The sequence below is a fragment of the Moryella indoligenes genome (assembly GCF_030812885.1).
In the GTDB taxonomy this organism is placed as follows: Bacteria; Bacillota; Clostridia; order Lachnospirales; family Lachnospiraceae; genus Moryella; species Moryella indoligenes.
Genome location: NZ_JAUSTO010000037.1, coordinates 1 through 1,726 on the forward strand (window position 1 = coordinate 1; position 1,726 = coordinate 1,726).

Consider the following 1,726-nt stretch of genomic DNA (forward strand, 5'->3'; position numbering starts at 1 on the left):
GTACAACCGCGTACTTTTTGTAGAACGGTCCGGCGAGTTGCCGGTGCTGGCGAGGTTAAGGACTAAAGGTCCGGAGCCGAAGGGAAACCGAGTCTTAATAGGGCGTAAAGTCAGCAGCGGCAGACCCGAAACCGGGTGATCTATCCATGTCCAGGTTGAAGTTCCCGTAAAAGGGAATGGAGGACCGAACGCACATCCGTTGAAAAGGGTGGCGATGAGGTGTGGATAGGGGAGAAATTCCAATCGAACCCGGAGATAGCTGGTTCTCCTCGAAATAGCTTTAGGGCTAGCCTCGATTTAGTCAGACGGAGGTAGAGCACTGAATTCCTGAGGGGGCGTCAAAGTCTGCCAAGGGATATCAAACTGCGAATGCCGTGCTGATGGTGATCGGGAGTCAGACTGTACGAGATAAGTTGGACAGTCAAAAGGGAAAGAGCCCAGACCTGCAGCTAAGGTCCCAAAATACGTGTTAAGTGGAAAAGGATGTGGGATTTCGAAGACAACTAGGATGTTGGCTCAGAAGCAGCCACACATTCAAAGAGTGCGTAATAGCTCACTAGTCGAGAGGTCCTGCGCCGAAAATTTCCGGGGCTGAAACACGATACCGAAGCTCAGGAGTGTGTAAAAGCACACTGGTAGAGGAGCAATCTCAACGCGCAGAAGCAGTACCGATAAGGAGCTGTGGAGTGTTGAGAAGAGAGAATGCCGGAATGAGTAGCGAGAATGATGTGAGAATCATCATGGCCGAATATCCAAGGATTCCAGGGTAAAGCTGATCTGCCCTGGGTAAGTCGGGACCTAAGGCAAGGACGAGAGTCGTAGTCGATGGACAGCTGGTTCAGATTCCAGCACCTGACATGATCAGAACTGTGGGGACACAGAGACGTAACCGGACCCGGGAGAGCAAAGACCGGGCCAAGCGAAGTAGGTGTGCGGAAGGCAAATCCGCCGCACAAGCCGAAGACGTTAAGGGGAGCGAAATCAAGTAGCGAAGCCGGTGACCGTAACTGTCAAGAAAAGCCGCTATTGTATCATGTCAGCCCGTACCGCAAACCGACACAGGTGGATGAGGAGAGAATCCTAAGGCCGGCGGGAGAAGCATTGTTAAGGAACTCGGCAAAATGACCCCGTAACTTCGGGAGAAGGGGTGCTGCAGAGATGCAGCCGCAGAGAAAAGGCTCAAGCAACTGTTTAGCAAAAACACAGGTCTATGCGAAACCGTAAGGTGAAGTATATGGGCTGACGCCTGCCCGGTGCTGGAAGGTTAAGAGGAGAGGTCAGCGGGGAAACCCGCGAAGCTTTGAATTTAAGCCCCAGTAAACGGCGGCCGTAACTATAACGGTCCTAAGGTAGCGAAATTCCTTGTCGGGTAAGTTCCGACCCGCACGAAAGGCGTAATGATTTGAGCGCTGTCTCAACAATGCACCCGGTGAAATTGAAGTACCAGTGAAGATGCTGGTGACCTGCGCCAGGACGGAAAGACCCCATGGAGCTTTACTCTAGTTTGATACCGGGATCCGGTGTTACTCGTACAGGATAGGTGGGAGGCTACGAAGTATGGACGCCAGTCTATACGGAGCCGCTGTTGGGATACCACCCCTGTGGCACTGGGTTTCTAACCTGCGTCCATCATCTGGACGGGGGACAATGTCAGATGGGGAGTTTGACTGGGGCGGTCGCCTCCGAAAGAGTATCGGAGGCGCTCAAAGGTTCCCTCAGAATGGTT

General features: G+C 52.8%; 1 rRNA gene. It reads left to right on the forward strand.

Annotated features, from left to right (window positions below):
• Positions 1–1,726 (forward strand): 23S ribosomal RNA (locus J2S20_RS12035); the annotation flags it as partial.